The sequence below is a fragment of the Xenorhabdus sp. PR6a genome (assembly GCF_028599065.1).
Taxonomy (GTDB): Bacteria; Pseudomonadota; Gammaproteobacteria; order Enterobacterales; family Enterobacteriaceae; genus Xenorhabdus; species Xenorhabdus doucetiae.
In genome coordinates this window covers 1-1,518 of record NZ_JAQRFJ010000153.1, presented here as the reverse complement: position 1 = coordinate 1,518, position 1,518 = coordinate 1, and the positions used below count along the sequence as shown (strand labels likewise).

Below are 1,518 nucleotides of genomic sequence, written 5' to 3'. Positions count from 1 at the left end.
AATCACCGCATACGCATTACCATTTAACAGACAATGACGCATCAGGGTTCGCTTGAACTGGTACGGGGTCTGGCAGTCATTCGGGCACTCATTGAGCAAGTAATCCACCGGGTGATCACTGAGCCATTCGCGGGACTCTTTACTGTTCTGGTGTTGAACCCGATAGAGGTAGCAAGGCATAGAGGCCACGGCTTCACTAATGACCGTGACGGCATTCATCACGGCGGGTAAGCCCTCTGCCGTGGACGGTGAAACATGCTCCCCCGATTTAGTGTTAGATACGCCCGCCAGAGAAAGAAACTCCTCCATCATCATACTGCGGGTTTCAGGCGCTTTACGCTTAAACGGCCACATGGTTACACCTCAGACAATTGCAGCCAGTAATGACGCAAGTCAGCCGCACGGGGCGTAACCCCATTGAGTGAGCGCTTGGCAATCTCCACCCCACTCTCAGGGTAGGCGGGCAGGCTGGTGATCGTAATTTCCCGTAATTCAGCCTCCAAGACGGTTCTGACATACGGTTCTTGACCAATATCCCATTGATCCTTCAATGCCCTGAACCCAAAGGACATACCAGAGATATCCCCGCGCTCAACCAAAGTCAGCACATCGCGGCCTAATTGGGTATCCGGCGGGGTTAACTCGAAACGTAACCCAGTCGCATCTTCACTAAGCTGTAAGGTGCCGGAGGCGGTGCGGCCTAACAGGTTCATATGATCATGTTCATAAAGCGCCAAAACATCAGTACCCGCCGTTAAACTGGCACGAAAGGCATTCGGGGCGAACTGTTCGACAAACTCATCCCACAAGAGGTGTGAGCGGCTGTTCCACCGGATCGCGTAGCCGACCAGCTTTTTATCTGACGCTGACAAGGAAGCGGTGCGGATTTCAAAATCATTCTTCATCTTATGGACTCCAAGACTGAAAAGGGGCGCTGTGCCCCTCTCGCTTATTTGCCGGCTTTCAGTTCCAGCACCTTGATTGCGTTGGAGTCCACTAAGCCCCCGCCCAGATATTTATCACAGTGCACCTTATAAAATCCCGGTTCAGTGATATTGTCGGGGCGAGTGCGGGTGCCTGTTTCGTGGTCAACGATGAAGTAACCGCGCTTGAAGTCACCCAGACCGATAACGTTATCCGGCATAAATTCAAGGTAGTGGACAGGCAAGCCCAGCAGCATATCGGGATCACCGGCTTGCAAACGTTCCCGCCAGATATAATCCCCGTTGCCGTTTTTCAGCTTCTGTACCTTGGCGGCAGTCGTGGAGTTCATCACCCATACAGCATTCTTGCGGTACTTGTTCTTGAGCAAAAATTTAAGGTCAATCAGGCTATCCGCTTCAAGGGTGGCAACTTCCAGCTTTTGCAGGGTGCCGAAAGCGCGCGCTTTGTCGGCTTGGGAATCACGGGGATAAGACAGGAAGCCTTTCGCTTTTTTGCTGCCGTCACCGCTGACAAGATCGGTTTCTTCGGTATCAACGAACGTGTCGGCAATTTCTGAGGTCAGCCAACCTAAGA

Annotated in this window: 3 protein-coding genes; all 3 read right to left on the bottom strand. The window is 52.4% G+C overall.

What is annotated here, in order from left to right; all coding sequences use genetic code 11:
• The coding region (locus PSI15_RS17965; protein ID WP_273584701.1) for a phage portal protein at positions 1-354 on the bottom strand (354 nt) is incomplete at its 3' end.
• Positions 355-356: 2 nt separating this feature from the next.
• Positions 357-905 carry an HK97 family phage prohead protease gene (locus PSI15_RS17960; protein WP_273584700.1) on the bottom strand — a complete coding sequence of 183 codons (549 nt, stop codon included), beginning with the start codon at positions 903-905 and terminating at the stop codon, positions 357-359.
• A gap of 44 nt (positions 906-949) precedes the next feature.
• Positions 950-1,518, bottom strand: a 569-nt coding sequence (locus tag PSI15_RS17955) for a phage major capsid protein (RefSeq protein WP_273584699.1), incomplete at its 5' end; no start/stop codon positions are given.